23 protein-coding genes are annotated in these 21339 nt (G+C 61.0%); 7 read left to right on the forward strand and 16 right to left on the reverse strand.

What is annotated here, in order from left to right; translation table 11 throughout:
- Positions 1-204 precede the first annotated feature (204 nt).
- From YY7_RS0102965 to YY7_RS0102995, 7 genes are read right to left on the reverse strand one after another with little or no spacing between them, the layout of a single operon-like run.
- Positions 205-1413, reverse strand: a complete 1209-nt coding sequence (locus tag YY7_RS0102965) for a phosphopentomutase (protein WP_028161921.1) — start codon at positions 1411-1413, stop codon at positions 205-207.
- Positions 1401-2360: a beta-xylosidase gene (locus YY7_RS0102970; protein WP_028161922.1), complete on the reverse strand. Its 960-nt coding sequence runs from the start codon at positions 2358-2360 to the stop codon at positions 1401-1403. Before YY7_RS0102970 ends, YY7_RS0102965 begins: the two co-directional genes overlap by 13 nt.
- The gene (locus YY7_RS0102975; RefSeq protein WP_028161923.1) at positions 2357-3124 is read right to left on the reverse strand and encodes a TIGR04290 family methyltransferase; all 768 of its coding nucleotides are present in this window, start codon (positions 3122-3124) and stop codon (positions 2357-2359) included. Before YY7_RS0102975 ends, YY7_RS0102970 begins: the two co-directional genes overlap by 4 nt.
- Positions 3121-3930: a nucleotidyltransferase family protein gene (locus YY7_RS0102980; protein WP_028161924.1), complete on the reverse strand. Its 810-nt coding sequence runs from the start codon at positions 3928-3930 to the stop codon at positions 3121-3123. Before YY7_RS0102980 ends, YY7_RS0102975 begins: the two co-directional genes overlap by 4 nt.
- Position 3931: 1 nt before the next feature.
- Positions 3932-5035 carry a CgeB family protein gene (locus tag YY7_RS0102985; protein ID WP_028161925.1) on the reverse strand — a complete coding sequence of 368 codons (1104 nt, stop codon included), beginning with the start codon at positions 5033-5035 and terminating at the stop codon, positions 3932-3934.
- On the reverse strand, positions 5032-5628 hold the full coding sequence (locus YY7_RS0102990) for a histidine phosphatase family protein (protein ID WP_028161926.1): 597 nt from the start codon (positions 5626-5628) through the stop codon (positions 5032-5034). Before YY7_RS0102990 ends, YY7_RS0102985 begins: the two co-directional genes overlap by 4 nt.
- 4 nt (positions 5629-5632) lie before the next feature.
- Complete coding sequence (locus YY7_RS0102995; RefSeq protein WP_028161927.1) at positions 5633-6727, reverse strand: inositol-3-phosphate synthase; 1095 nt, start codon at positions 6725-6727, stop codon at positions 5633-5635.
- A 339-nt stretch (positions 6728-7066) separates the two neighbouring features.
- On the opposite strand from YY7_RS0102995, the gene YY7_RS0103000 reads away from it, so the two are divergent.
- Both YY7_RS0103000 and YY7_RS50515 read left to right on the forward strand, forming a co-directional pair.
- Positions 7067-7375 (forward strand): hypothetical protein, encoded by a 309-nt coding sequence (locus YY7_RS0103000; protein WP_028161928.1) that lies wholly within the window; start codon positions 7067-7069, stop codon positions 7373-7375.
- A gap of 77 nt (positions 7376-7452) precedes the next feature.
- Positions 7453-8376 (forward strand): hypothetical protein, encoded by a 924-nt coding sequence (locus tag YY7_RS50515; protein WP_035689120.1) that lies wholly within the window; start codon positions 7453-7455, stop codon positions 8374-8376.
- Here YY7_RS50515 and YY7_RS0103010 read toward each other — a convergent pair.
- Positions 8373-9269 carry a Crp/Fnr family transcriptional regulator gene (locus tag YY7_RS0103010; protein ID WP_245287172.1) on the reverse strand — a complete coding sequence of 299 codons (897 nt, stop codon included), beginning with the start codon at positions 9267-9269 and terminating at the stop codon, positions 8373-8375. The genes YY7_RS50515 and YY7_RS0103010 overlap by 4 nt on opposite strands.
- Positions 9270-9712: 443 nt before the next feature.
- Between YY7_RS0103010 and YY7_RS60030 the strand changes: the two genes are divergently transcribed.
- From YY7_RS60030 to YY7_RS0103020, 3 genes are all read left to right on the forward strand, one after another.
- On the forward strand, positions 9713-10228 hold the full coding sequence (locus tag YY7_RS60030; protein WP_155255011.1) for a hypothetical protein: 516 nt from the start codon (positions 9713-9715) through the stop codon (positions 10226-10228).
- Between the two features lie 181 nt (positions 10229-10409).
- Positions 10410-10796 carry an NUDIX hydrolase gene (locus YY7_RS0103015; protein WP_028161930.1) on the forward strand — a complete coding sequence of 129 codons (387 nt, stop codon included), beginning with the start codon at positions 10410-10412 and terminating at the stop codon, positions 10794-10796.
- Between the two features lie 281 nt (positions 10797-11077).
- Complete coding sequence (locus YY7_RS0103020; RefSeq protein ID WP_028161931.1) at positions 11078-11806, forward strand: Crp/Fnr family transcriptional regulator; 729 nt, start codon at positions 11078-11080, stop codon at positions 11804-11806.
- On the opposite strand, the gene YY7_RS0103025 is transcribed toward YY7_RS0103020, so the two are convergent.
- Positions 11803-12036 (reverse strand): DUF6894 family protein, encoded by a 234-nt coding sequence (locus YY7_RS0103025; RefSeq protein ID WP_028161932.1) that lies wholly within the window; start codon positions 12034-12036, stop codon positions 11803-11805. The genes YY7_RS0103020 and YY7_RS0103025 overlap by 4 nt on opposite strands.
- A gap of 190 nt (positions 12037-12226) precedes the next feature.
- Between YY7_RS0103025 and YY7_RS0103030 the strand changes: the two genes are divergently transcribed.
- Entirely contained in the window at positions 12227-13144 is a 918-nt protein-coding gene (locus tag YY7_RS0103030; RefSeq protein ID WP_051396474.1) for a c-type cytochrome, read from the forward strand.
- A 14-nt stretch (positions 13145-13158) separates the two neighbouring features.
- Here YY7_RS0103030 and YY7_RS0103035 read toward each other — a convergent pair whose 3' ends face one another.
- From YY7_RS0103035 to YY7_RS0103065, 7 genes are read right to left on the reverse strand one after another with little or no spacing between them, the layout of a single operon-like run.
- Positions 13159-13566 carry a c-type cytochrome gene (locus tag YY7_RS0103035; RefSeq protein WP_028161934.1) on the reverse strand — a complete coding sequence of 136 codons (408 nt, stop codon included), beginning with the start codon at positions 13564-13566 and terminating at the stop codon, positions 13159-13161.
- Positions 13550-14443: a cytochrome c oxidase assembly protein gene (locus YY7_RS0103040; RefSeq protein ID WP_028161935.1), complete on the reverse strand. Its 894-nt coding sequence runs from the start codon at positions 14441-14443 to the stop codon at positions 13550-13552. The genes YY7_RS0103035 and YY7_RS0103040 overlap by 17 nt, the downstream gene beginning before the upstream one ends.
- On the reverse strand, positions 14431-14775 hold the full coding sequence (locus YY7_RS0103045) for a hypothetical protein (protein ID WP_028161936.1): 345 nt from the start codon (positions 14773-14775) through the stop codon (positions 14431-14433). The genes YY7_RS0103040 and YY7_RS0103045 overlap by 13 nt, the downstream gene beginning before the upstream one ends.
- Entirely contained in the window at positions 14772-15374 is a 603-nt protein-coding gene (locus YY7_RS0103050; RefSeq protein WP_028161937.1) for a cytochrome c oxidase subunit 3, read from the reverse strand. Before YY7_RS0103050 ends, YY7_RS0103045 begins: the two co-directional genes overlap by 4 nt.
- Positions 15371-17284 (reverse strand): cytochrome c oxidase subunit I, encoded by a 1914-nt coding sequence (gene ctaD, locus YY7_RS0103055; RefSeq protein WP_028161938.1) that lies wholly within the window; start codon positions 17282-17284, stop codon positions 15371-15373. Before ctaD ends, YY7_RS0103050 begins: the two co-directional genes overlap by 4 nt.
- A complete protein-coding gene (gene coxB, locus YY7_RS0103060) occupies positions 17281-18294 on the reverse strand; it encodes a cytochrome c oxidase subunit II (protein WP_028161939.1) in 1014 nt (337 codons plus the stop codon). The genes ctaD and coxB overlap by 4 nt, the downstream gene beginning before the upstream one ends.
- Entirely contained in the window at positions 18291-18854 is a 564-nt protein-coding gene (locus YY7_RS0103065) for a c-type cytochrome (protein ID WP_028161940.1), read from the reverse strand. The genes coxB and YY7_RS0103065 overlap by 4 nt, the downstream gene beginning before the upstream one ends.
- A 173-nt stretch (positions 18855-19027) precedes the next feature.
- Here YY7_RS0103065 and YY7_RS0103070 point away from each other — a divergent pair, with 173 nt between their 5' ends.
- Positions 19028-21337 carry an FdhF/YdeP family oxidoreductase gene (locus YY7_RS0103070; RefSeq protein ID WP_028161941.1) on the forward strand — a complete coding sequence of 770 codons (2310 nt, stop codon included), beginning with the start codon at positions 19028-19030 and terminating at the stop codon, positions 21335-21337.
- The last annotated feature ends 2 nt before the right edge of the window (positions 21338-21339 follow it).

The following is a 21339-nucleotide window of genomic DNA, read 5'->3' on the forward strand; positions in this document are numbered from 1 at the left end:
TTCGCTTCCTTGCCAAATGTCAGACCGGGTCTTGCGACCAGCCAGGGATGAAAGTGGGTGCGCGCTCCGATGGCCGATCGACCGACGCGCCAGTCACATTTGGAGTCAGAAGCGGTGCAACGAATGTTCGTTCCTCAAAAATGTACAAACAATGTTTTCTCTAACTTCGATCAATAACATGAGTGAAAATCGTGGGCGGATTGCTCAAAACGGAAGGCCATGCCGAAGCGGAGCTAGCCCGAGATGCGCCGCGACCGTTGCGCCGATATCGGAAAAGCCGACGCGCTTGCCGATCGGTGATCTTTGGGTGCTGCTGCGGAGCAGGATAGGCACCTGCTCGCGCGTGTGATCGGTGCCGCTCCAGGTTGGATCGCAGCCATGGTCCGCGGTGATCACGAGCAGGTCGTCGCTCTTCAGCCGCGCCGTCAGTTCGGGCAGCCGGGCATCGAATGCCTCGAGCGCCGCCGCGTAGCCGGCGACATCGCGTCGGTGCCCGTAGACGGTGTCGAAATCGACAAAATTGGCAAACAGAAGCCCGCCGTCCGCAAGGCTGTTCAAGCTGTCCAACGTGCAAGAGAACAGCGCGTCGTTGTTGTCGCCGCGTTTGTTCCGGCCGGTGCCGCGGTGGGCAAAGATGTCGTCGATCTTGCCGATCGAGATGATATCACGGCCATCTGCTACACAGGCGTCGAGAAGGGTCGGTTCGGGAGGGGGAACCGAGAAATCCCGCCGATGCGGCGTTCGCCTGAAGTCGCCTTTCGACGTGCCGACAAAGGGGCGCGCGATCACGCGGCCGATGTTCAGGGGATCGAGCAGCCGACGCGCAATCGCGCACACCTCGTAGAGCCGCTGGAGTCCAAAGGATCCTTCATGGGCTGCGATCTGGAAGACGCTGTCGCCGGAAGTGTAGCAGATCGCTTCGCCGGTCTGCATGTGCTGCACGCCGAGCGAATCGATGATCTCGGTCCCGGAGGCGTGTCGGTTTCCAATGATGCCGGGCAGGGCCGCTTCCTCGCACAGACGTTCGACGAGATCTGAAGGAAAGCAGGGGATGGTCCTTGGGAAATATCCCCAGTCGAACGGCACCGGAACGCCGGCGATCTCCCAGTGGCCGGAGGGCGTGTCCTTGCCCTTGGACAGTTCGCTGGCGCAGCCAAACTGCCGAGGCGAAGCGTCGATGCCATCGAGACCAGGCGGCACACGGCCGGTCGCAAGACGGCATGCCTCCCCGAGCCCGAGATCGACGAGGTTGGGTATGCGAAGGGGGCCTTCGCGTCGGTCGTTATCGGCGTGACCGAGTGCACAGGCGTGTGCGATATGGCCGACCGTATCGGCTCCTTCGTCTCCGTAGAGGCTCGCATCCGGAGCGGCACCGATCCCGGCGGAGTCCATCACGAGGATCAGGGCACGCATGTCTGCTCTCTTGCTTCGATGAGTGCCGGAGAAGCCATGAGCCCTGTCTTGAGCCCCGTCTTGGCCGCATAGCGCTCGACCATTCCAGCGCAGAAGTCGGCAAATTCGTTTGGGTCAAGTGGCGGGCTGGTATGGTGCGGGGCGATGCCGCGGTGTTCCGGCGTGAAGCAGAAGGTAAGGGTGACGTCAAACTCTGCCAGCGCGTCCATCTGGCGATCGAACCAGTCAGTCGCGTTGGGCCGAAAGCTGTCGGCCCAGGACAGGCCGGTCCGCAGATGCCTGACGCCGAGCCGGCGCATCCAGCGCACCGCGTCATGGAGGCGATGATCGTCGAAGTGAAACCATTGGCATAGTCCCATCGCATGCGAATAGTCGGCGAACAGCTCCAGTCCTGCCTTCGGCGTGCCGTCCTCGCGCAGCAACCCCATGTGGAAATGCCGGTAATAAGAAGAGCCTTCGGCTTCCCTGTGCCGCGTCGTCGCCTCCCAGGTGGAGGGCAGATCGTAGAGGCTGTACCAGTGGATCCGCGGCGCGCGGCCGATCAGTAGTTCCGCGGTGCGCTTGAGCCCCCAGGCTTGCACCTCCTCGGCTCCAAACGAGGAGACGCCGACTTCCGTCACCCACACTGGCAGCGAGACGATTGCCTTGATTTCCGCAAGCTTATTCGGCCATTCGTCGATCTGCCACAGGTTCCAGTCAAGCGGAAAGCCGTGTACGGCGACCGCCTCGAAATGCTCAAGTACGCCGCGCGTCTGCATGTTGCGCATAAAGGAGGGGTCGATCGGCGAAATGCCGCCGAGCACCCGCGGCAGTACCGGATGAACGGCGCGGATCGCCTTACCCGCAGCGACAGCGAGCTCGGCGAACTTCACCCAGTCTGGATCGATCAGGATATCCCAATGCGACTTGTTATTCGGCTCGTTCCAGATCTTCGCCGCTTCAATCATCGGATTGCGCCCTGCGATGGATAGACTGGACCCTCGTCCTGGGGCCGTGTCGCCCTCCGGCAGAAATAGACCTCATCTTCGGGATGGTCTACAATGACGAACCCGGCGCTGCGCAGCATCGCCTCGACGCAAGCGCGGTTCGGCACCCACCAGTTGGTTGGATCATCAGCGTAATTGTTCTCGATGAAGTGCAATTTCGGATACCCCGAACGATCGAACTGGTCCGCTGTCCAGAAATCGTAGTTCTTGTCCACGGGATCGATCCGATTGTCGCCGCGTAGCATCGATTGGAACAGCATAAGATCCTTGGCGACGTGCTCATGGATCAGGTCCAGCGCGAGCAGCGGATGGCGAAGGTGATAGAGCACGCCCATGAAAATCACGAGGTCGAATCTCTCCCGGAGCAGGCCGACGTCATAGGCGGATAGTTGGCGAAACTCGATCTTGAGCCCATTCACTTCCGCGGCAAACCGAGCTTGCGCCAGATATTCCTCGTCGGTATCGAGCCCGAGCACGCGATCGGCGCCGCGTCGCTTCATCTCCATGGCATAGAAGCCGGCGTTACAGCCGATATCGAGTACGGTCTTTCCTTCGAGGTTTTCCGGTATGACGCGGGAGAACCGTCGCCATTTCACAGCGGGGTAATCGCCGAGGAAATGCGCCGGCGCCGTGCTGATGCCCCTTAGGTCAAGGTTGTGAAACCACGGGCCAAGCGCGTCGACGCGGCGCCGGATTTCCTCTTGAGAGAGCGTGTCGCTGGTCATAAGACCCCTTCACTGTTCGCGTTTACGTATGATCGAACGGCATCGTTCGGTGAACCGGCCGATAGTTTCGATCGGTCGTCGCCCCCGTCGCCGTTTGCCAGCAATGCCATCGCGGCGCGGTAGCCGTTCACAGTGCCGACATCGACGTAGGACTCTCCCGATCTAACGCCGATGCCGTGCCCGCCGGCATCGAGATAGGCGTTCACCAGTGTCCCAAAATATTCGTCGCGGCAGCTCCGCTGCTTCCAGAGCAGCCGAAGATCGCGAAATCCGGTAGCTGACATCTTGAATGCACCCCAGATCCAGTTCGAAGTCGCGTCGGCTTGCTTGACCTGAATCTGCCGTACGTTGTCGCCGTCGAGCACCACCGCGTCGAAGAATTCGGGACATTCGACCGGGAACAACAGGAAGGACAGATCGACATCCGGCAGCGTCTTCAGCGCCCCTTTCGGAAACCACACGGTGTCGGGCAGCCCGACCATGACACTGTCATGATGTCCGATGACGGTGCTCGCCCTGAACACCGCGTCGCAAAGTCCCGAAGCCTCCGGCTGCACGACGTAGGCGAGCTGAGCGGTGTCGTAATGGTCGCCGAAATATTCAAGGATGTCGGATTTGCCGGGGGAGATGACGAAGCAGATCTTGTCGGCCCCGCCGAGGATCAGGCGCTCGATCAGATATTCGGAGACGGCGCAGGGGCGGTCGGCGCCGTTGTCGCGCCGGCTCCCGACCGGCAGCAACTCCTTCGAAAACGCCAGTGGCTGAATGCGACTGCCGCGGCCGGCGGCCGGAACGATGCCCCACATCTCAGGTCTCCTCGGCTTCCGTTTGGCGTGCGCCTCGGCGCCCCGTTTGCTCCAGTAGCGCAATGAGTTCGCTGGCGCGTTTCCCGGAGCTATGCTGGTCCAACGCCCGCTCGCGTGCGCGCTTGGCGATGCGCAGGAGCTCCGCGTCGTCCGCCTCGAGCGCGGCAGCGGTGTCGCGTTCATCATGCGCTATCAGGATTTCCTCGCCCGGAGCGAAGAATGCCTCGAAACCGTCCCAGCTATCGCTGAGCAGAGGTACGCCACACGCCGCCGCTTCGAACAAGCGGCCTGACGGACACCAGCCCATTTTAGCCATTGCGCGGCGTGTGACGTTGAGCGTCAGCCGAGACGAGGCAAAGAACGGCGCGTGCTCGGACGGCGGCAGGTGCCGAACGAAGTAGATGTTGGGTGACCACGGAAAACTGTCCGGATATTGCGCGCCGCCAATCAGGAATCGAAGGTCCTGCCTTGCGCGTGCCGGTTCGACGAACAGGGTTTCTAGCGCGAGCTGCCGATCTTCCGAATAGGTCCCGAGATAGGAGAGGGCAGCGCGATAATGCGGTTGCGGCGGCACTGGCCGATGCACGTCGGCGTCGACGTGCCCATAGAGCGGCTGTACATTGCGCGCGCCTAGCTTGTGGCGGAACTCCTCCAATACACGGGGTCCGCCTGTGAAGCTCAGGACAAGCTCAAATCTACCGAGATCACCCGGACCGATATAAGGTACCGCCTCTCCCGCCTGCAGCTTGGAGAGCGTGACGGGCGTATCGAGATCATAGAACACTGGAATGGCGTGGCTCTGATCCAGGATCAGCTCGGTCGCCGAGATGGCATCGGGACAATAGGAGGTGACGATCGCCGCATCGGCGCAAAGGATATGGTCACGCGCCTTGGCACGGATATCGTCCCACGCCGAGAACAGCTCCAGGTGCCCGCCCGGCAACTCGAACATGTCTCTTGCGCCGGCATAATAAGGGACGTCGCGCTCGAAGAACACGATCGTGTGGCCGGATCGCACAAGATGCTTGCAAAGGCCACGCCACAGCGTGGCATGGCCATTGCCCCAGGACGATGAGATCGTCAGGCCGAAAATCACGATCTTCACGTCGGCACCCGTTGATTGATTTGCGCGATGCGGATTCCCGCCTTGTCGACGACCAGGGTGCTGACGCTGGCAGGATCGACCTCGATCGAGAGAAAGTTATCGAGCGGGGTTCCCGAATAATGCAGGAGTGCGGCGCGGATCGGTTCGGCGTGGCTGACGATGACAACCGTGCCGTCGGTCCGGTCGCGACCGAGCTGTTCCACATGCTCGACGACCCGCTCCTGCATGATATGCATGCTTTCGCCGTTTGGCGGACAGCTTGCACCTCGTTTCTCATTCCACCGCGCCCAGCCCGGATCGTTTTTGAGTGACGCGAATGGTTGACCGGTCCAGTCGCCACAGTCGATCTCGTCGACCGCCGGTACGATCTCGACCGGCAGGCAGAAACGCCAGGCTAGAATAGCCGCTGATTGTCGCGCGCGCGGCTGCGGGCTCGCCTGAACCGCGGAAGGGGCGTGCCGGATCAGCTCGGCGCAGCACGCCATCTGCAGACAGCCGAAGTCATCGAGCTCAACGCCGACCATCCGGCCACAAAGCACTTGCCCGAGCAGCGCATGATGACCGTGGCGAACAAGGTGAATGGTCTGCACCATTGGCTCACGCCTTGTCATCGATGAAAGTACGCGTCTGGCGGCGTGCTTCCTCGTCGGTGAACTGGCAGGGGGGAGATTTCATGAAATAGCTCGACGGTCCGGTCAGTGCCCCCGAGAGGCCGCGGTCCATTGCGAGCTTGACGCAGCGGACGGCGTCGATCACCACTCCAGCGGAGTTGGGCGAATCCCAGACTTCAAGCTTGACCTCGGCGGTCAACGGAACACCGCCAAAAGTCGTGCCTTCCAGACGGATAAAGGCGAGCTTGCGATCCGTGAGCCACGGAACATGATCGCTTGGCCCCACATGCACATTGTCGGCATCCATTGGCACCTCGAACTGGCTGGTGACCGCCTGTGTCTTCGAGATCTTCTTCGAGGTCAGGCGTTCTCGCTCGAGCATGTTCTTGAAATCAGTATTGCCGCCGACGTTGAGCTGATAGGTGCGATCCAGCCGCACGCCGCGGTCCCGGAATAGGTTGGCCAACACGCGATGCAGGATTGTGGCGCCCACCTGGCTTTTGATGTCGTCACCAATGATCGGCAGACCCGCTTCCTCGAAGCGGCGCTGCCAGATGCTGTCGGACGCGATGAAGACGGGAATGCAGTTGACGAAACCGCAGCCGGCATTGATAGCGCGCTCCGCGTACCACTCGCTCGCCGCTTGCGAGCCGACCGGCAGATAGGAGACCAGAACATCCGTGCGCGATCTCGCGAGAACGTCGGCGACATCGGCCACAGGCGTGTCGGCGATCGGAATATCATCTTCCAGGTAGCGGCCGACGCCGTCGAGCACGGGACCGCGCTGCACGATAACGCCGGTTCTTGCAACATCCGAAAAGCGGTGGGTGTTGTTTGGCATTGCCAGGATGGCGTCTGACACATCGCGTCCGACTTTGTTAGCGTTGACATCGAAGGCTGAAGAAATCTCGATATCGCTGACGTGATAGCCGCCGACATCTGCGTTCATCAGTCCGGGGACCGGCTCGTTCGACTTGGCATGCCGGTAGTAGTTCAGACCCTGGACGAAGGAACTTGCGCAATTTCCAACTCCCACGAGACCGACGCGAACGCGCCGCCTGTCTTGAAGACGTGAATGCATGGATCGCGATCCTCCGGGGAGCAAGCCGCTACGTGGCGCGGACGTAAGCAGGTCGGCGAACGTGTGAAAGGTATGTTCGTTCCTGCCGCAAAGCTGTCGGTGCGACACGAGCACGGTTTGGGTCAAACAAAATCGAGAAAGCTTAACCCAGATTAGGATCGCGCAGGAACGAAGCGTATCCTGGATGAAGATGAAGAAGATGATGATCCTGAGACATCGTCCGCGATGAGCCGCAGTCGCGTACTCGGAAGAACCAATCCGCGATCGGAGAGTTCATGGCGAACAGCCTGATGCGGAAGCTGGCCCTGTCTGCCAGGTTCGACAAATGAGGAGCTGCCAATGACTGCAAGCCATACCAGGACGGCGGAAGGAAAAGCGCATACGACCACAGATCACGAGGTGATCCGGGACTGGGCGGAAGAGCGAGGTGGCCATCCGGCGACGGTCAAGGCGACCGAAGAGGACGGGCACGCCGGCATCTTGCGTATCGATTTCGCCCCTAAGGATGAGGGGCTCGACGAGATCAGCTGGGACGAGTTCTTCCGCAAGTTCGACGAGTCCGAACTGGCGTTCCTGTACCAGGACGAGACCAGCGACGGCAAGCCGAGCCGGTTTCATAAATTCGTGCGGCGCTCCGCCGCCGGATGAGTTCTGCATCCGCAGCGTCAATTGATCCGGCCGGTTCATTGCCCGCGGACGTGGGGCAAGGCAGCTGGATCGAGGCGATGCGAGCGGCCGATTTCAAACGTGCCTGGGCGATCAACGATCGCGACCTGGCGCGCTTCTGCCAGATCTGGCCCGACAAGCATACCGGGCCGCGCCATCTGCAACGGATCTGGCGCGGCGAGCAGCTGTGCGGCAAGCGGGTGCTGGTTCGCTGCTACCACGGTCTCGGCGATACCATCCAGTTCGTTCGCTTCATGCCGGCGCTTCGCGCCGTTGCGCGTGAAGTGACGCTCTGGTGCCAGCCCGAGCTGCTGACACTGTTGGAGCGCATGGACGGCGTCGACCGCGCCATGCCGCTCAATGATGGAACACCCGATGCCGAGTTCGACGTCGACATCGAGATCATGGAAGTGCCCCATGCCATCAGGGCTGAATATGACTCGATCGCGATGCGGAGGCCCTATCTGACGTCGGATGGCCGTGATAGCCGAGCGATATCCCGGACCGGCGACCGACTGGCGGTTGGCTTGGTCTGGGAAGTTGGCGAGTGGGACAAGCGGCGTGCGATCCCAGCCACCTTGCTACAGCGTCTCAATAGGAACGGCGTGAACCTCTATTCGCTGCAGCAAGGTCCGGCGGCCGCGCAGGCCGCGGGCATCGGTGCAGTGGACATCAGTACACCGGATATCGGCATGCTTGGCCGAACGATCGAGCAATTGGACCTGGTCGTCTGCGTCGACACCATGATTGCTCACCTCGCGGGGTCGCTTGGCTGCGACGCCTGGGTGCTGCTGCACCGCGATTGCGACTGGCGATGGCCTGCCTTCGGCAAAAAGACGTTCTGGTATCCGAGCCTGCGGTTGTTTCACCAGTCGGCTCCCGGAGAATGGTCCGGCGTCATCGAAGAGGTCGGGCTGGCGCTCGCCGATCTGGCAAGCGCGAAGGAACGAAACCGGCCGTTCTTGGCCAATCCCCGAGCTTAGGTCATTAACGTGTCGGCCCCCATGCGGTTCATGGCAACGGTCGGTGCCGACTGCTGCTCGATGCTGTCGTAGTCGCGTAGCCGTAGATAATCCGGATCGAAGCTGGCAAGACGAACAAGGCCGTTCCAGTCAGTGACCGTGATCGTCTTGGAATGCCATTGCAGGAGATTGCTTCGGCGCAATTCTTGAACGATCCGGTTGGCATGGACGGCGGAAATGCCGCAGGCTGTGGCCAGATCCGATTGCGTGAAGGGCGAAGGTATTCGGAAGTCTTTTGCCAGACCGACCGCGCGGAGGCGGATTGTGATCTCGCAAAGCAGGTGCGCGACCCGCGTCAGTGCGTCACGGCTGCCCAGATTGACGATCCAGTTCCGCAAACAAGAGGCATCAGTGAGCAGCAGACGCAGCAGCGCCCGCGACAGCGACGATGATAGCGCAGATATCTCTCGAAAATACCTGTGAGACACGGATGCGACAACGGCCGGGCCAAGCGTGAGCAGCTCGCGATCGACCCGGCCGTCATAGATGGTGTGAAGGTCGGGTACGTCACCGGGCACGTAGATCGACGTGATCTGGCCATCGGGGCTCTCGAGATCCCGCCAGCAAAGATAGCCTTGCAGAAGCAGATGGCAGTGGCCGGGCTGATAGTCCCTGTGGACCAGATGATGGCGGGGGCCAAGATGGCTAATGCTGCTCGGCATTCTCGCCAGCAAGTCGAGATCATCGGGTGACAGTTCGACAATGCTCGCAAGGCGGTCGACTAATTTCGAAAATGAAAATCCGGTTTGCATATGACTACCGCGTTCCGCACCGGCTCGTGGCTGACTGGATAACCTGTGATGCCCGAAGGTGAACAACGAGTCCGTTGCAAAGCGACTCGTGATGAAGATCAAAGTTCCTATTTTCCATCGGGACCAACGACATCGGACGCGCCGCGCCCCTTCGCTGATCAGCCCAGGTGGCACATTTTCGCGCCTAAGGGGTATTTACATAGTTGAATGTACCTTGCCGCCTTGGCGAATGGTTTCGCTATAGGCGGGGTCAAGCGCAGGCGCAATCGCGCAAAACAGACTATTTGCGCCGAACTGCCGAATGGCGGCGACCACACCAGCCGGAAATATATCGCCGAGCAGCTTATCCAGGCTGCGCGCGGCGGCAAGACGACGCTCGGAGCGCTAACGTACGTGAGGCGTCGCGCTCTCGTTCACCTCAGGAGTAAGCTCAAATCAGCCTGGTCAGCCCGTTGCCGCTGGGGAGGGCACCCGCCACCGGCTCCGGATAGTCTCCGGATCTGTGCCGTTGTCACTTGACCGGATTTTGCTCCGCAGAACGACGCTTGTTGATCTCAGTCGTGATCGTCGTCTTTGATCATGCTGGCTCGAAGCCCTCCGGCATCTCAGGCCTGCTAGCGTCATCGCTCGAATTGCAGGCCGGGCAGGGCGCACCAGGGCCGCCGCAGTTGCACGCCAGTCGACCGAGCCACGGCTTCATCGGATGGTTCTCGCAAATCCAGTGGCAATTGCAGCAACGAGCGCACCATCTCATGTCGGAGATCCTCTCGCAGCCTTTTGAAGAAGCAATGGCGCAAAGGGGACGCAACAAACTTCCGGCTGCGATTGATTCAAACTCGTCCGGATCGAGTGGTTCCGCGACGTTGAGCGTGGGCCTAAAGGAACTATCGAGCCTAACTTATGTGGTGGTGGCCTCCGCCGCGCGGCCGGGGCTTTTTTCTTCAGCAAAAGCTGTGGAATGCGGCTCGATCGCGGGATCAATGTTTCATCACCCAACAAATGATAATGCGTGGCTTAGCGGAGCAGGCCAGGTTGCTCGGTCTGGTCTTATCCAAGGCTAGGCACACGAGAGCGCCGTGTTGGGGCCCCAGCTCCTGAGCTGGGGCCTTTCGCGCCCGATTGTCGAGGCTGTCGATGCCGTCGCTCGCAAAGTCTCGCGCTCTCGTCTTTGCTTGTTCCCTCCAGGGTAGCGTTCCCGCTAGAATTGATTGACGGTTCGCAGCAGGAGCGGGATAGCTGGGAATGGCGAAGTCATCCAAACTTGTTGCGACCAGGCGCGGCCGCGTTCTCCTGGTCAGGCGTCGGTCCGATGGTTTGTGGATGTTTCCCGGTGGGCGTAAGCGGCCGCGCGAAACCGAAAGAGGATGCCTGCGCCGGGAGATCAAGGAGGAGCTTCCGGGTCTCAAAGTCGGCAGATTGCGGCTCTGGAAAGAACTGAAGGCCAAGAACAAGCGCTCTGGCCGGAGGATGAGCGACGCAATCTTTATTGCCAAGAACGCGAAAGGCAAGCTGACGATCGGCGACAAGAAGGAAATCGATCGAGTGGCGTGGCTCAAGCCGGGAGCCGCCCGCTTGACGCCGACCTCGCGCTATGTTCGCGACATACTTTTTCCGAAGTGGATTGAATAGACGGGCGAGTTGGTCAATCCCATGGCATCTTTGGACCGATACCTGCGGCCAAATCCTTCCCGGCCCCCATTCGGAACCTTCGGATTCCAACTCATGTTAAGATTGATGCAGTTCCCCGGAGCTCGCGATTGAAAGAACGATGATAAGTTAAAGACTCGCTTTCATAACCAGCGTTAGTCGGGACTCGGCCGGGACCGCCGCCGCGGCAGCTGCGCTCAGGCACCGCCCAGAGACAGGTTTGGCGTGCACCCGGTTTGACATCCTTTTCGCTGGACAGATTGATGATGGCACCAGTAGCGACCGCGCTCCTCACGAAGTTGACAACCTCCAACGTGTTGGATGGGGAGGACATCCAGGCGATTCAGAGATTGCCGATTCGCTTCCGGGAGCTTGATGCTCGTCAGATCATCGTCGCCGATGGCGAGCGTCCGGCAGAATGCTGCCTGCTCGCTGAAGGTTTTACATTTCGCTCGAAAACGACTTTCGACGGGCTACGGCAGATCCTGTCATTGCATGTTCCCGGTGAGATTCCCGATCTCCAGAGCCTCCACCTCAAGGTCATGGACCATGATCTCGTAACGCTCACGCCTTGTGAGCTCGGCTTCATTCCGCATGATGCTTTGAGGCAATTGAACCGAGAGCGCCCGAACGTGGCGTCGGCGCTTTGGCGGGAAACATTGATCGACGCGGCAATCTTCCGGGAATGGATCGTCAACGTCGGGCGCAGATCGGCGACTGCCAGAATGGCGCACTTCTTTATTGAGCTTTTCCGGCGCCTCGAGGCTGTAGGCCGGACCCGAGACGGAGGATTTGAGCTTCCGATTACGCAGGTAGAGCTGGCCGATTGCCTCGGCATCTCGACCGTGCATGTCAACCGGGTGCTTCAGGATCTGCGGAAAGAGGGGCTTCTCACTGTCAACCGGGCCAATTTCCATCTCCTAGAACGGAAGAAATTGGAGCAGCTCGCTGGGTTCGACCCAACCTATCTGCATCAACACCCCGATCTTTAACTTGGATCAAGATCAGTCCTGCGCGCGGATACATGGATTTGAAAGATCGACCTGTCTTCGCGCTTGACTTCAACGGACCAGACGTTCGCGCCATCGAGATCCAAGTTCACCTCGATATCCCGCACGGTCCTCAGCGCTTCTTGCCAAGCGGCATTGTCGTCCGGCAGCTCTTCGCCTGATGTGTCTTTGAATGGATGACCATTCGAAATATGAAAGAAGTAGTGCGGCATGACGAGAGCGTGAACGCGCATATGGACCTGCCGTTCCCTTTCTACCGGTGAGGCGTACAGGTCCAGGCCAATTTACCCCTACAACGGGCTACCACTTCGGTGCCGCCATAGTGGCAGATCGAGACGCCAGGGAACGGCGAGGAAATCGGGCGCGTTAGTGCAGCCGGGAAGACAATCATGTAAGGGTTAGATGCGCGCGCGCATATGGTTTAGCGCAGGAATTGCGACCGCAGTGGTTCTCGCGGTTGGCGCCTGGTTGATCACCGCGCCACAGCCTTTCGCTTCCGCGGACCTTGCCCGTTTTCAGGAGAAAACTGGGGATGCCCTCCGCGGTAAGGTGATTTTTGCTGCGGGCGATTGCGCCTCGTGCCACGCATCCCCGGGTCAGGCTGATCGACTGCACCTGGGCGGAGGACTTGCTCTCGCCTCGCCCTATGGGACGTTTCGTGTGCCCAACATCTCAATGGATCCGGTGGACGGCATCGGCAATTGGCAAACGAAGGACTTGGCTGACGCGCTGCTCAACGGCGTTTCCCCGAGCGGAACGCACTATTATCCAGTATTTCCCTATGCCAGCTTTACGCATATGCACCCGCAAGATGTCGCGGACCTGATGGCGTATCTGCGGACGTTGCCGGCGGTCAAAGGGCGGCCGCCTCCGCACGAGCTGGTCTCGCTGTTTAGCGTTCGCCGCTTCATCGGATTCTGGAAAATTCTTTATTTCAGGCCTGGTCCGCTCGCGCCTGATCCTGCTCGCGACGAGAAATGGAATCGGGGCCGATATCTCGTGGAAGCACTCGCACATTGTGCCGAGTGCCACTCTTCGCGCGACATGTTCGGCGGCATCAAGGCAAAGACACGCTATGCCGGCGGTCAGGATCCGGAGGGAGCGGGTTATTACCCGAACATCACGCCAGAGGGCCTCGACCATTGGCCGGAACAGGATCTGATCGAGATGCTCCGAACCGGGAAAACGCCTGACCATGGCCGCGTTGGGTCGTCGATGGCCGATGTCGTCACCAACACAGCGATGTTGCCCGAGAACGATCGCGAGGCGATCGCGTTCTACATCAAATCGCTGCCGGCACGGCCGACGCCGACCCCATGACTCTATTCCTCATGTTACCGAGCGTAGAGATAGGCGGCGACATCGCGCGCCTCAGCCTCGGTGATTCCGGTGGCCGGCATCGCCGTGCGCGGCGAAAAGGCCTGCGGCGCCACGATCCAGCGAACCAGGTTGTCGGGCGAGTTCGCCGCGACGCCGGCAATGTAAACACGGCCGCGCAGACCTGCGAGCGGCGTGCCGACCTGGCCGTCGGCGCCGGCAACACCCGGGATCGTGTGGCATCCCGTGCAGCCGTAACGGCGCATGATTTCCGGCGCGTGCGAAGGATCGCCACCGGTCATTGCACGGGCAACCCTCTCCGTCCGATGTTGGGAGTTCCACGCAAGCTGAGCCGCGATAGCTGCAGCGACGCAGATTGCTATCAGTACGAGTACCCACACGCGAGGTCTAGGGAGCGACGACATCGGCTTGTCCTGCAGTCTTTCCCGCTCCCTTGATCCAGATCGCGATCAGCGCCAGCGCGGCGCCAGCATAGATCGTACCTGCCGGCACCCACATGATAGTCCCGGCGAGTTGCTGATCCTCCAGCGGCGTCAGGCCCCAAGCCGCGGACGCGGCCGTCTGCTGCTGATAGAGCACCCGCGGTGCCAGCGCCATCAGCGCGCCGAGCAAGCTAGTGTGCAGCATGGTGACGAACACGTGCCAGGCCGCCGCGCCTGTCTCGCTGCGGCGAAATACTGACCACCAGAACAACACCGCCGTCACAAAGAAGCTGAGATGCTGTAGTCGATGCAGCAGCAGGTTGTCGACCGCGGCGTCGAACAGCACCGGCGCATGCCATGCCCAGATCGCAACGCCATGCAGCAAGGTGGCGTTGCGTCCAGCGCTCAGCCAGTTCCATGTCGTACGGGTGACTGGATGCCGCATCAGGCGACCCATATTCAGACGTGTCCGTCGCGGCAGCGACCACAACAATGTTCCGACCGGCCGGGCGATGGCAATCAGCGGTGCCGCCACGGCCATGATGATCTCGTGCTCCACCATGTGAAACGTGAAAAGACGTTCGCCGAGCCAGTGCAGCGGAGAAACCAGGGCGGCAGCAAGGGAAAGCCAGCCGACGAGGCAGGCGATATCGCGCCAGTTCCGGGCGCCGCCGTTCCATCCTCGCCGCTGCGAGAGCGTAAGCGCACCAATGGCGTACATTCCGCCGAATGTGAGAAGAGGGACAATGATCCAACAGTCGAAGGTCCAGCTCGCGCCGTCGAGAGACTGCCCGACGCCATGGGCATCCGCCGGGGTTGCCAACAGCAATATGAGCAGGGAAGAGACTATCTTTCGCATCCGGTCAGCACCGTCGAAGCGATGCCCTGCATAAGCAGGGCAAAAGTGAAGACAAGCGCGGCAAGGCTGCTGAGCACGCCGACGAAGGAAGCCGTCTCGCCGGATGCCGCAGTCTCCGCAGATGCCGGCCTCGCTGATCGCCATGAGGCAAGCCCCGCAAGGGCAGCGATCATGGAACCTATGAACGAGGCAATGGCGGATGCATGCAGTTGCGAGCGGCAGTCAGCATAGGGCAGGATTTGTCCGAGTTGCATGTTCACGGCCCAGACGAGCGGCGCGAGCCAGAGGCCGGCCCAGAGCAGAAGATGGGATGCAATCCTTGACGTGCTCATAGCCGCGGGATCCAGTAGATGCAGCCGTAGATCGGAAGCCAGGTGGCGACGACAAAGTTCCAATACATCGCGTTGTCCTGGACGTCGCCGAACCGCCTTGCATTGTTGCCGTGGCGGGTCAACATCAACGCGGCGAGCACTAGCGTATCGACGAGATCGGTCATGATGTGGGTCGTATGCAGGCCCAGCAGCGTCCAGACGATCGAGCCATAAGCGTTGGCGTCCCAGCTAATCCCGAGTGCGGGAAATTCGAAGATACGCACGATCAGCGGCGCAACGCCGAAGAGCGACATCACAACCATTCCGATCCTGATCTTGCGGAGGTCCTGTTGCTCCGCCCAGCGTGACATCAAGACGTTCGGGACGAGGCTTGCCAGCAGGATCAGCGTCACTAGCGTGCCCGGCAGCAGGTCGGGCTTCGGCGCATCGATCGGCCAGATCGCAGCCAGGCTCATGAGATAGAGATAGACCGCGAGGACGAGCACAAAGCCGGTGCCCTCGATCAGCATGAAGGCGAGCGTGCCCCACCAAGTGACACTGGCGGTGCCCATGCCGTGCAGGGGGAGCTTTGAGAGATCGAGTGTAACTCTCTCCTTCATGACTCGTCCTCCGGCGTGCCCTTCGGCCAGAACCAGCCGATGAGGGTGATCGCGATCGGGATCGAACCCCAGACCACCGCCCAAGGTGAGAAGATCGACCAGATCAGCATCACCGTCGTTGCGATCGCCGCCCACAATGGCCAGATCGAATTCCGCGGCGAAGCCTCACGCGCCTGCGGCTCGGCGGTGACCAGCGAGGTGACGACCAGTTCGCGCCGATCGGTGCGCAAGCCGCTCGCGACGGCAAGGATGTCGCTGCGATTCCAGAGCGGATGGGAGCTGCTCACGGCTGGTATGCGCGCAAAATTGTAGCTCGGCGGCGGCGAAGCCGTCGCCCATTCCAGCGTCGGCGCGTCCCACGGATTGTCGCGAGCTGCCGCCCCGGAGCGGGCGCTGCGAATGGCATTGAGAAAGAAAAGCAGGAAACCGGCGACCAGGATGATTGCGCTCAGGCTGACGAACAGGTTCATGCCATGCCATGGCATGTCCGGCTGGTAGGTATAGATCCGGCGCGGCATGCCCTGCAGGCCAAGGATATGCATGGGAAAGAACGTGAGGTTGAATCCGATGAAGATCAGCCAGAACGACCATTTCCCGAGTGTCTCGCTCATCATCCGTCCCGTGATCTTGGGAAACCAATAGTGGACGGCGCCGAGCAGCGGGAAGACGGCGCCGCCGATCAGCACATAATGGAAATGCGCCACGACGAAATAAGTGTCGTGGACCTGGGTGTCGAAGGGCACGGAGGCCACCATCACGCCGGTCAGTCCGCCGATGACGAAGGTCACGATGAATCCGATGATGAACAGCAACGGCGTCGCGAACAGGGGCTTGCCATCCCACAATGTCCCGAGCCAGCAAAAGATCTGGATGCCGGCCGGGATCGCGATGGCCATGCTGGAAGCTGTGAAGAAGCTGTTGCCCAGCCTCGGCAATCCAGCGACGAACATGTGGTGTACCCATAGCCCGAACGACAGGATGCCGGTTGCGATCAGGGCCATCACCAACGCGAGATAACCGAATGCCGGACGACGGGCGAACGGCTCGATCATCGTGGAGACCATGCCGGCCGCCGGCAGGAAGATGATGTAAACCTCGGGGTGGCCGAAGAACCAGAACAGATGCTGCCACAACAGCACGTCACCGCCTTCCGCGGGATTGTAGAAGTGCGTGCCGACGAGCCGGTCGAGAATCAGGCTGGTGCTCGCGACCATGATCGCCGGCATCGCCATGATGACAAGGAACGCGGTTACCAGCATTGCCCAGACGAACACGGGAATGCGGTCGAGCGTCATGCCCGGCGCGCGCTGCTTGAAGATCGTCACGACGAGCTCGACGGCCACGGCTAGCGCCGAGAGCTCGGTGAACGTGATCATCTGTGCCCAGATGTCGGCACGCTTGCCGGCGCCGTATTGCGGGCCGGAGAGTGGCACATAGGCGAACCAGCCGACGTCGGGAGCCATGTCGAGCGCAAAGGAGAGCCAGAGCAGCGCACCTCCGGCGAGATAGATCCAGTAGGAGAACGCATTTAGCCGAGGAAAGGCGATGTTGCGCGTGCCGACCATCAGCGGCACCAGATACACCGCCATCGCTTCCATCACGGGCACAGCAAACAGGAACATCATGTTCGCACCGTGCATCGTGAAGATCTGATTATAGCGGTCCGGCCCGATCAAGCGCTCTTCCGGCTGTGCGAGCTGGATGCGCATCAGCGCGGCGAGAATGCCGCCAAGTGCGAGAAACACGAAGGCCGTCAGGATGTAGCGTCGGCCGATGATCTTGTGGTCGACCGTTGCAAGCGCACCCCACAATCCGCGAGGCGTCTTCCAGGTTTCCGCGAGCTCGGCCCTCAGCTGGCTTCGCTCGAGATCGGTGTCGCGCGTATCCGGTCCGGTTATGTTCGCCTTCATTTCAGGCTCGCCAGATAGGCCGACACCGCGCGCAGCTCCTCGGGCGTGAGCGGAACCGTGGGCATATTATTGCCTGGCTTGATTGTTTGCGGGTCGGCGATCCACGCCGCGAGCGATCCGCGTGTTGTCTCGAACAGGCCGGCAGCGATGTATTTGCGGCCGCCGATATGGGTCAGGTCGGGACCGGTCGTGCCCGATGCCGTCGTGCCGCGAACCGTGTGGCAAGCCGCACATGGCTTCGCGAGAAACGCGTGCTGGCCTGCGGCGAGCTCTTCTTCGGATGGCTGGATGGCCGGCTGCCGCTGTGCGCTTGTCCACCTGTCGAATTCAGCCTCGCTTTCCGCAATGACCAGGAACGCCATGTGCGCATGCTGCATTCCGCAGAATTCCGCGCATTGCCCGCGATAGGTGCCAGGGTTTTCGGCACGAATGAGCAGCTCGTTGGCGCGGCCCGGGACAAGGTCCTGCTTGCCGGCTAGGCTAGGCACCCAGAAGGAGTGGATGACGTCGAGCCCCTCGAGCCGGAGACGTACGTTGCGACCGACGGGAATGTGAATCTCATTGGCGGTTTCGAACCGTTCCTCCGGGCTCGTGCCAAAATATTCGACGCTCCACCACCACTGCAGGCCGCGCACCTTGATCGTCAACTCGTCGTTGGCGGTAACGCCCAGCGCGCGCGTCGCAAAGAAACTCATGACGGTGAATCCGCTGATGACGACGGTCGTGGCCGCGACCGCGGCGACGATGGTGATTGTCATGCGCCGTTGCGTCGAAGGCTGCGGTGCGATCGGCAACGGACGTTCCCGGCGATTGCGCGACAAGGCGATGATCAGCGCGATCATCACCAGCATCCAGACCACGGAGCACACCGCTACGATCAAGATGATCAATTGCTTCAGGCTCATCGCTGGTGCGCCATGCGCATCCAGCGCCGACTGCCAGCCGCTGCAGCCGGCCAGCAGGAGCGCAGGTGTAACGACGCATACAAGCCTGGTCGCGTGTCGTATCACGGCGTCGGCCCTTGATCCGGATGGAGCGGCGTCGGTCCCGGGTCGAACAGGATTTTCGCCGGCGCGCGGTTTTCCGCAGGCCGCGTATGCTTCTCGTCGTTGCGGCTCGGGGCGGCAGTCTTGCCGGCATAAGAGCCGATCGTCTGCACGTAGCCCGCGAGCTGCCAGATCTGATCGGTGGTCATCTTGTCGCGATAGGCCGGCATGCCGTGTGGCCGGCCATCGCGGATCGAGGCAAAGATCGAGACCATCTCGGGGCCGTAGTACCACCAGCCGTCGAGGAAGCCGGGGCCGATGCCGCCTTCGCCATTGCGGTGGCAGGCCTTGCAGCCGAACCATGAATAAAGCCGCTTGCCCTGGCTGAGATTGTAGGCATTGGCCTCGTAAGGTTTCTCCAGCGCAAAATACACATTAGGTGGCGCACCGCTGATGCCGTTCGGCATCAGCGCTACTTTGTCGAGCGCCTCCGCGACCGGTGGATCGAGCCGGAGTTGTCGTTCCTCCCGTTGACATCCGGCCACAGCTATCGCGATGCCGATCAGGAGCGTGGCCATCCGCATGGTTCAATCTGCTGAGAATACAGGAAACCTCGGACTCGTAATCGATGTCGTGGAGCAAAGTTCCTGTAAACGACGCCGGGAAATGCCAAGGGAGTGAAGAGGTTAGGAACGAACCTCGCCGATGGAGCTTGAATTGGAAAATTCGCGAGACAAGCTTCTGCCAAGGAACAGCCATGTCCACCAAACGCAAACTAAGCGCAGACCTCGAAGTCGAGCCGTATGAGCACCCATCTGGCGGATGGGGGTCGGTACGACCCCTTGCTCGGAGTCTCGCGCGCGATCACGTGCCGTTCACGGGCCCGCGCGTTCTGCTCCGCCAGAACAAACCCGACGGCTTCATGTGTGTCAGTTGTGCCTGGGCGAAGCCGGCCGATCCGCGCGTGTTCGAGTTCTGCGAGAACGGCGCCAAGGCGACCACGTGGGAGATCACGCACAAACGCGTGACACCGGAATTCTTCGCCGACAAGCCGCTGGCCGAGCTTGAGGCCTGGGACGATCACCACCTCGAGGCTGCCGGCCGCTTGACCCACCCGATGCGCTGGGATGCTGCGCGGGACAAATATGTGCCGGTCGGCTGGGAGGAGGCGTTCCGCGAGATTGGCCGCGAACTGAAGGCGCTGCAGCCCGATAGCGTGGTGTTCTACACCTCCGGCCGAGCCTCACTGGAGGCGTCCTTCATGTACGGGCTGTTCGCACGTGCCTACGGCACCAACAACCTGCCCGATAGTTCCAACATGTGTCACGAGACGACGTCGGTGGCATTGCCGGAGAGCATTGGTGTACCGGTCGGCACCTGTACGCTTGACGACTTCAGCAAGACCGACTGCATTTTCTTCTTCGGACAGAATGTCGGCACCTCCAGCCCGCGGATGCTGCACGAGCTGCAGGAGGCTTCGCGTCGTGGCGTGCCGATCGTGACGTTCAATCCGCTGCGAGAACGGGGTCTGGAGGAGTTCGTCAATCCTCAGGCGCCCGGCGAAATGCTGATGGGATCGTCAACCCGCATCACCTCGCAATATCATCAAGTCAAGACCGGCGGCGACACCGCGGCAATCATCGGCATTGCCAAGGTGCTGCTGGCGCTTGACGAGAAGGCCGGCCCTTCCGATCCGGTGATTGATTGGAATTTCATCCGCGAGCATACGCATGGCTGGGATGAATTCGCCGCCGCCGTGAAGGATTGCGAGTGGGTAGAGATCGAGCGCCGCTCTGGCTTGACACGCAATGCACTGGAAGCTGCCGCCACAGTCTATGCGCATGCCAAATCAGTGATGTTCATCTATGGCATGGGCCTGACCCAGCACGAACGGGGCGTCGAAACCGTCCAGACCATGGTCAACCTCGCGCTGATGCGCGGCAATATCGGACGTCCTGGCGCCGGCATCTGCCCAGTACGCGGGCATTCCAACGTCCAGGGGCAGCGCACCGTCGGGATCACCGAGAAGCCGGACATGGTGCCGAAGGACAAGATCAGGGAATTGTTCGGCATCAATGTGCCTGCGCAGAAAGGTACCACGACAGTCGAAGCTTGCGAGAAGATCATCGACGGTTCTGTGCGCGCTGTGGTGCTGCTCGGCGGCAACCTGGTTCGTTCCGTTCCCGACCACCGACGGGTCGAGCCTGCCTGGCGCAGGCTGCGCCTGACGGTGAACATCCTGACCAAGCTCAACCGCACGGCGCTCGTGCATGGCGAGATATCCTACATCCTGCCATGCCTTGGCCGCATCGAGATCGACGAGCAGGAGAGTGGGCGGCAGGCGGTCTCAATGGAGGATTCCACCGGCTGCATGCACGGTTCCTGGGGGCAGGTGAAACCGGCAAGCCCCGACTTGTTCTCCGAGCCGAGGATCATCGCCGAATTGGCGAAGGCCGCGGCGCCCACCCGCTCGACCATTCCATGGGATGCATGGGTGGCGGACTATAGCCGGGTTCGCGAGGCAATCGCTGCGACCTATCCCGACATCTTCCACGATTTCAACGCGCGGCTTTGGAAGCCTGGCGGTTTTCATCGCCCACTCGGCGCCCGCGAGCGCCGATGGAACACGAAGACCGGCAAGGCGAACTTCATCACGCCGGATTCGCTTGCAACCGATATCGATACTCGGCCCGTGGATCGCGACATCGTTCAGCTCATCACGCTGCGTAGCAACGGCCAGTTCAACACCACCATCTATAACTACGACGATCGCTTCCGCGGTATCCACGGATCGCGATATGTCGTGCTGATGCATCCCAACGACATCGATCGCTTTGCGTTGAAGGAAGGAAGCGTTGTCACGCTCGCCACGGCCGCGAATGACGGCGTCAAGCGGGAGGTCGGCGGGCTTCGGGTTGTCGCCTACAACATCCCGGAAGGGTGTATTGCGGGCTACTATCCCGAATGCAATCCGCTATTGCCGCTTTGGCATCACGAGAAGAAGGCCAAGACGCCGGCGGCGAAGTCGATTCCGGTGCGGGTCAGGGCCGATGTGCGTGCGGCGTGAGG

It is taken from the genome of Bradyrhizobium elkanii WSM2783 (genome assembly GCF_000472865.1).
GTDB classification, from domain to species: domain Bacteria; phylum Pseudomonadota; class Alphaproteobacteria; order Rhizobiales; family Xanthobacteraceae; genus Bradyrhizobium; species Bradyrhizobium elkanii_A.

What these genes read in the sequence shown, in the direction of transcription:
- YY7_RS0102965 (WP_028161921.1), bottom strand. Translation starts at nt 1,413, where the DNA reads ATGCGTGCCCTGATCCTCGTGATGGACTCCGCCGGGATCGGTGCCGCT.
- YY7_RS0102970 (WP_028161922.1), bottom strand. Translation starts at nt 2,360, where the DNA reads ATGATTGAAGCGGCGAAGATCTGGAACGAGCCGAATAACAAGTCGCAT.
- YY7_RS0102975 (WP_028161923.1), bottom strand. Translation starts at nt 3,124, where the DNA reads ATGACCAGCGACACGCTCTCTCAAGAGGAAATCCGGCGCCGCGTCGAC.
- YY7_RS0102980 (WP_028161924.1), bottom strand. Translation starts at nt 3,930, where the DNA reads ATGTGGGGCATCGTTCCGGCCGCCGGCCGCGGCAGTCGCATTCAGCCA.
- YY7_RS0102990 (WP_028161926.1), bottom strand. Translation starts at nt 5,628, where the DNA reads ATGGTGCAGACCATTCACCTTGTTCGCCACGGTCATCATGCGCTGCTC.
- YY7_RS0102995 (WP_028161927.1), bottom strand. Translation starts at nt 6,727, where the DNA reads ATGCATTCACGTCTTCAAGACAGGCGGCGCGTTCGCGTCGGTCTCGTG.
- YY7_RS0103000 (WP_028161928.1), top strand. Translation starts at nt 7,067, where the DNA reads ATGACTGCAAGCCATACCAGGACGGCGGAAGGAAAAGCGCATACGACC.
- YY7_RS50515 (WP_035689120.1), top strand. Translation starts at nt 7,453, where the DNA reads ATGCGAGCGGCCGATTTCAAACGTGCCTGGGCGATCAACGATCGCGAC.
- YY7_RS0103015 (WP_028161930.1), top strand. Translation starts at nt 10,410, where the DNA reads ATGGCGAAGTCATCCAAACTTGTTGCGACCAGGCGCGGCCGCGTTCTC.
- YY7_RS0103020 (WP_028161931.1), top strand. Translation starts at nt 11,078, where the DNA reads ATGATGGCACCAGTAGCGACCGCGCTCCTCACGAAGTTGACAACCTCC.
- YY7_RS0103025 (WP_028161932.1), bottom strand. Translation starts at nt 12,036, where the DNA reads ATGCCGCACTACTTCTTTCATATTTCGAATGGTCATCCATTCAAAGAC.
- YY7_RS0103030 (WP_051396474.1), top strand. Translation starts at nt 12,227, where the DNA reads ATGCGCGCGCGCATATGGTTTAGCGCAGGAATTGCGACCGCAGTGGTT.
- YY7_RS0103035 (WP_028161934.1), bottom strand. Translation starts at nt 13,566, where the DNA reads ATGTCGTCGCTCCCTAGACCTCGCGTGTGGGTACTCGTACTGATAGCA.
- YY7_RS0103040 (WP_028161935.1), bottom strand. Translation starts at nt 14,443, where the DNA reads ATGCGAAAGATAGTCTCTTCCCTGCTCATATTGCTGTTGGCAACCCCG.
- YY7_RS0103045 (WP_028161936.1), bottom strand. Translation starts at nt 14,775, where the DNA reads ATGAGCACGTCAAGGATTGCATCCCATCTTCTGCTCTGGGCCGGCCTC.
- YY7_RS0103050 (WP_028161937.1), bottom strand. Translation starts at nt 15,374, where the DNA reads ATGAAGGAGAGAGTTACACTCGATCTCTCAAAGCTCCCCCTGCACGGC.
- ctaD (WP_028161938.1), bottom strand. Translation starts at nt 17,284, where the DNA reads ATGAAGGCGAACATAACCGGACCGGATACGCGCGACACCGATCTCGAG.
- YY7_RS0103065 (WP_028161940.1), bottom strand. Translation starts at nt 18,854, where the DNA reads ATGCGGATGGCCACGCTCCTGATCGGCATCGCGATAGCTGTGGCCGGA.
- YY7_RS0103070 (WP_028161941.1), top strand. Translation starts at nt 19,028, where the DNA reads ATGTCCACCAAACGCAAACTAAGCGCAGACCTCGAAGTCGAGCCGTAT.